Genomic DNA, 5,583 nt, shown 5'->3' on the forward strand with positions numbered 1-5,583 from the left:
TCATCGATGTTAACGGCGGGCTTAACCAGCCAAATAACGGAAATGGCAGGTGTTGGACAATCTTTGCCAAAAACCGCTCCTTTTGTCGATCGTATCGCCAGTGAAGCGGAAAAGAACCTGATTAAAGCCGCCATTGGCACAGGCGTTCAAACGGCTCTTGAGGGTGGTTCTCTTGACAAGAACTTTTTTAACAATCTGCGCATCGCCCTGTCTGATACGGTTGGCAAATCGTTGGCGGAAGAAATCGGTACCGCCAAGGCAGAAGGCAAAATAGACACGGTCACGCAGATTGTTGCCCANGCTATGCTCCAGTTTCAATTGTGGGTGCAAGGCATTGTGAAAGAGGAAATGGGGGACCTAAACGGTCGCACCCCAACTGCGGAAGAGGAAGCGCGTATAAACGCAAAGATTGATGCGCAGTTTGCTGACTTTAGAGACCACACCATTGATGTTGCACGGGCTGCGGGGGGTGTTGCCGCTGCCATTGCCGGTGGCGATGTTGATGCCGGCGCCGATGCCGCTGGTAATGCCGCTGCAAATAACTTTTTGGGTAGTGCACAACGCGCTCAGATGAAGAAAGAGTTAGAAGAATGCCCTGATGATCAGTGTCGAAGAGATGTTAACGAAAAATGGTTCGAGATTGATGAACAACAAGATAGAACTTTTTCGACAGGACTTATGGCTGGTCTCATTGCCGATATACCAATCAAGCTATACGAGTTAGCTGATGGCGCTGTGAAGAACATGATGTTACAAATGATAATATTTGCTAGCAATCCACGGGGGGGCGTTGAAAAGAGTTTTAAAGACATTGGAACAGGAGCGTCTTGGGTCGTGAGTGGACATGTGATTGATGATGTCTGGGAAGGTGCTGGTCAATTCTGGGGAGGTGTTGAGGATTCCTTTATAGGGGATATAGATTACGTAAAAGAGAATCTTGAAAAAGCGGAAGTTAACGGAGCTTTTAATGCTGGTTTTGAAACTGGAAGATTATCAGCCGGAGTGTTAGAAAACTTTGTTGGAGGCGCTGGAGCAGCCAAGGGAGCCATAAAGCTTGGCGAAAAGGCTGTGATCAAGTTCAATGCTGGGAAAGATTTTGTCCAATTCGCTTCCAAGAAAAATCTTGCAGAACTTGCAGCTCAGGGAGATCCTGACAAACTAGCTGCTAGGAAAGAACTGACCAAACTTGCTGCTAAAGAAAAAAAGCTTTGGTTAAAAGAGAAGCCCACTAAATTTACCGATAGCAAATTTGGACAGACCTACACAGTTTATCGGAGAGACGACCTGTTTGATCCTAACCAAATTGTTAATTGGACAGTAAAGAAGAAAAAGGTGTGGGGTACCAATATTGAAAGGACAAAAACAGGAAGAGCACCTATGGGGTTTGATGGCAAGCCTGTTGAGTTGCATCACCTAAAGCAAACCCCCGATGGACCCCTAGCGGAAATTAGCCATGAATTTCATAAAAAATATACTTCTGTTATTCATGCTAATCCAAAAACACATCAATCGCTTATAGAGAGAAAAAAGTTTGAGAAGCAGAGAGAGGAATATTGGAAAGAATACGGCAATGGGCATGGAGAACAGGAAAACAGTAATTTAGGAGGAATAATCAATATGAAATGGGGCATTATAGGTCTAAATTTTGACAGATGGGGACAGGAGCATCGGCAATAATGCTCTACGGTTGATGAAAAGAGAAAAAACAGAGATTTATAGAATAATTGATGGAGAATAATTGATGAAAACCTATACCTTAGATGATGTTATACAATTAGTTGATAAATATGAAGGTGATATTGTCAATTTTTGTTCTGAAGAAAATGCGGTTGGTGATCTCGTGATTGAAAAGGCGGAGAAAGCTCTCGGTTTACAATTCACATCTTCCTATAAAGTTTTTTTAAAACATTATAAAGGCGGGGACATTGGTGGTTATGAAATCTATAGTCTTTATGAGCATCCTATAGGTGTTCCTTTTGATGATATTGTTTTTCAAAACTTAAATGATAGAAAACGTGGTTTCGCAACACCAAAACAGCTTATCGTTTGTGATGCTGCTTTTGGTGAAACCTTTTATTTTGATTATACGCAGTTTAGGGATGGAGAATGTCCAATCTATGTTATGTTTCCATTGGATAATTGCGAATATTACGCCAGTAATTTTTATGAATTCCTTTGCAAAAGAATTAAAGTACACGTGGGAGAAGAGATACCTGAAGGTGATCAACCGATTGAAAAGATTGAGCACACTCCCACTCCGCAACCTATCCCTTTTTACAAGAGTTTTTGGAAAAAACTATGGAAGAGGGGCAATTGATAGGGGAAATATGGAGCGTTACGCAAGTTTTGAGGATCATCTATGAAAACCTATACCTTAGATGATGTTATACAACTAGTTGATAAATAGGATAATTGCGATTTATTGCTTGTTATGAAAATATCTAAAGAGAGAATGATCATTATAGAGATTAGCAAAATCCCTTTTAATAGACCGTGTCAGTGTTGTCAGTTCTTTTTAGAGCCTATATTATTTTTTTTAAATGAGAGAAAATTAAAATCAATATATTTCAATAGGTTAGCATTTCAATGATACAACCTTTATTAAATAGTAACCCATAAATTCAACTCACAATATATATTTGTCAGTTATGTGTCAGTAAATTGAACTGAGAAAATAGATTATTTTAGTGAGTGATTAAAATGTGCTTTATGAAAAGCATATGATCCTTTAAAGCCTTTCAAAAGATAGTTTGTAACTCATAAGAAATGCTATCAAGATCCTTATGGTTGTTAGTTTTGAAGATTTTGAGTATTTTGAGGGTTCCTTTTACTCCCCTTTATATATTTTTTTCAACAAAAAAATAAAAGTTATTATATTTCAATATATTAGAATTTTAGAGATACAATCTATATTAAGATGAAACCTATAAATACAACTCATGGTATATTTTTGAAGGTATTTTGAGGGTTTGAGAAACCTTCAAAACCTATAAGCAAAATGAATATATATATATATAACTCTCTTAAATAAAGCTTTTGAAAACAATAAAGCTATCATTTTAGATTACGGTATAATCTTTTAAAGGCAATGTAAAAAAATCTAATTCTATTTAAGAGTGGGTTTCTTAAAAGTCTTAAAGCAATCCAAATGAGAGTATTTAAAAGTGCAAATGATTTCTTTTTAGAATAACGCATATAAACACTCCTTTTAAAGATTGTATGTAATCAACTTAACAAGAGAGGTATAGATTATGGTTATAAGCTCTATACCCCTTGTGAATTTAGCATGCCTATCATGTGAACATGCTTTATAAGTTATTCAGGTTCTCTTATTTCTAATTTTGGTAAGTTCTTAACGATTTTCATTGTTTCTAAACTTACGGTAATAACCCTTTGAAACAACTCTAGAGGGTAGGCAGGATTGCCAACGGTTTCAACAGCATAGCGATTGGCATCATTAACAATACCACTCTTTTTATCAGTCTTTACACATTGACGCCCCATAACCCATTCAAGAGCAGGCTTGCCATTGACAATATACTCATAAGCTTCAAGAGGGATATCTGTTATGGTGATATTGCTATTATAAAAAACAGTCGATTTATCCTTTTCCTTACTATTCTTAATTTTTGCGAATTTCATTTCAGTTACATAATAAAACTTTTCTAGATTAGAGATCTCTGTCTGTTTTGGATTGCCCTTTTTAAAGGTCACTGGATAAAGTTCTACATCTTCATAATTCACGTGCAAATGACCGAGTTCACGTCCTGCTGTCACAAACTTCCAAAAATCATCAGCATTTTTTACACAAGGAATGCGAGGCAATTCTTTACATAAATTATCCGCATAACGGGCACGATAATCTTCCGAATGCAAAAGACCGTAAACGTAATAAAAGATGTCTTCTTTTGTTATAGTCTCATTAGGATAAGCCGATTTAAAATGCGCTAGCCCCTCATCAGTAATGGCATCACGAACTTTCTTTTGTGCATCTGTAGTAAATAAGCTATGGTCGTGAGTTTTTTTATAATTAGAACATAATAGAAGCGGATAGCATCTTGCTGTTTCTAATGTAGCATAGTTAATTGGTTTATTTGTCATGAGACATGAAAAATCTGATCGATTTCCTATGCCCGAAACACAAATTCCAAGATTATCAGGCATATCTGGATTAAAAAACTGATGTGTTTGTCCTAACATGTCATTAAGAAATGATGATGTATAATGCCACATTGTTACAAACGGACTATAGAGAGCAGGAACTGTTAGGTGGGGTTCAAAGATTGCATCATCTCCCCGTTTTAAACGAGAAATAAGAGTATCCGTCCAACTAATTTTGGTAGCATCATAATCAATAATATTTTTTACAGATATAGATGGGTTTTCACTAACAAGACGTTTTTGTTCATTAAAAAATTCAATCGTTTTTTGAATAGAGGTACTTAGTGCGTTATTCGAAAAATTACAAACCCAAGAATCACGAGTTGATTTTATACCAAGCGATACTTCCTCAAATAACTTAGCATCTATTGGGGTATTCCTATTCCCCATAGGTATGAATTGATCAAAATCAGCAACTCTTTGCTTTATCCAATCACCATGTTTATCTGGTGTAATTATTTGCCAACCTTTTTTGCTCCGTGTAATGCCATCAATACTCCTAAATTTTTTAATTGTCTTAAGCTTTTCTTCTCTATTGAGATAATCTCCAATATCACGGAAATATATTTTCCCATGCTGGTGTGCATTTGGATTTTTTACGAGAATAGAGATAGCAATGGGAGCACGTGACCCTTCACCAAAAATCTTACCACCTTCTTTTCGAGAAATTTCTCCAGAGGTTCGTTGATTACCCCGTAAATGGAAAACATAAAGGCTTGAAAATTCCTCAACGAGGCACTTGCGTAAACCATCCATAGAACTTCCATTGATAAAGCTTGCATTTGTGACAAAGCCGATTACCCCAGCATTATCAATACGGTCACTAGCCCAACGAATGGCACGAATATAACTATCATAAAGTTTGTTCCGATTTATAATTTTTGTTGATTTCAATATATATTTTTCACGGATACATTCATCTAATATGGGGTAAGATGTATTCGGATTATTATCATTAGCACTCTTTTGTCCTACCGAATAAGGAGGATTACCAAAGATAACTTTGATATCCAGTTTCTTTTGATGTTCTAAATATTCACTGTTTTCTTTAAGTATACCTTTCATTAAATCTTGTTTTTCAATCATCCGAAACGTATCGGTCAAACCAATATGCTTGAAAGGAATATACTCACCTTTCATAAGACCATGATAGGTCAATTCAATGTTAATCGCTGCTATGTAATAGGCAAGCAAAACAATCTCATTGGCATGGATATCATAACGATATTTATATTCCATATCCTCTGGTTTGATGAGATTAGATTGTAAAAGCCTTGTGATAAAAGTACCCGTTCCCGTAAAAGGGTCAAGAATAGAAACACCCCGTGATCCTAAGCTTTTTCCAGTTCCGTTAAGATCTTGTCCATTGCTTGTGAAATGGCATTGTTCTGTACAAATTCATTGCCTTCAAACAAGGCTTCA

4 protein-coding genes are annotated in these 5,583 nt (G+C 36.5%); 2 read left to right on the forward strand and 2 right to left on the reverse strand.

The features are described 5' to 3' along the window. Both ACFILT_RS06030 and ACFILT_RS06035 read left to right on the forward strand, forming a co-directional pair. The coding region (locus ACFILT_RS06030; protein WP_375679739.1) for an HNH/ENDO VII family nuclease at positions 1 to 1,677 on the forward strand (1,677 nt) is incomplete at its 5' end. A 64-nt stretch (positions 1,678 to 1,741) separates the two neighbouring features. After that, on the forward strand, positions 1,742 to 2,317 hold the full coding sequence (locus ACFILT_RS06035; RefSeq protein WP_375679740.1) for an SMI1/KNR4 family protein: 576 nt from the start codon (positions 1,742 to 1,744) through the stop codon (positions 2,315 to 2,317). Between the two features lie 998 nt (positions 2,318 to 3,315). Here the strand turns inward: ACFILT_RS06035 and ACFILT_RS06040 are convergent. Together ACFILT_RS06040 and ACFILT_RS06045 are read right to left on the reverse strand one after the other, a co-directional pair. Beyond that, positions 3,316 to 5,400 carry a type ISP restriction/modification enzyme gene (locus tag ACFILT_RS06040; protein WP_375679741.1) on the reverse strand — a complete coding sequence of 695 codons (2,085 nt, stop codon included), beginning with the start codon at positions 5,398 to 5,400 and terminating at the stop codon, positions 3,316 to 3,318. Between the two features lie 92 nt (positions 5,401 to 5,492). Further along, a complete protein-coding gene (locus ACFILT_RS06045) occupies positions 5,493 to 5,576 on the reverse strand; it encodes a hypothetical protein (RefSeq protein WP_375679742.1) in 84 nt (27 codons plus the stop codon). Between the last annotated feature and the right edge of the window lie 7 nt (positions 5,577 to 5,583).

The organism is Bartonella sp. AP7XZML (assembly GCF_042195745.1).
GTDB lineage: Bacteria > Pseudomonadota > Alphaproteobacteria > Rhizobiales > Rhizobiaceae > Bartonella.

Bases quoted from the DNA above. Each gene is read 5' to 3' on its own strand.
- ACFILT_RS06035 (WP_375679740.1), top strand. From the start codon at position 1,742: ATGAAAACCTATACCTTAGATGATGTTATACAATTAGTTGATAAATAT.
- ACFILT_RS06040 (WP_375679741.1), bottom strand. From the start codon at position 5,400: ATGGAATATAAATATCGTTATGATATCCATGCCAATGAGATTGTTTTG.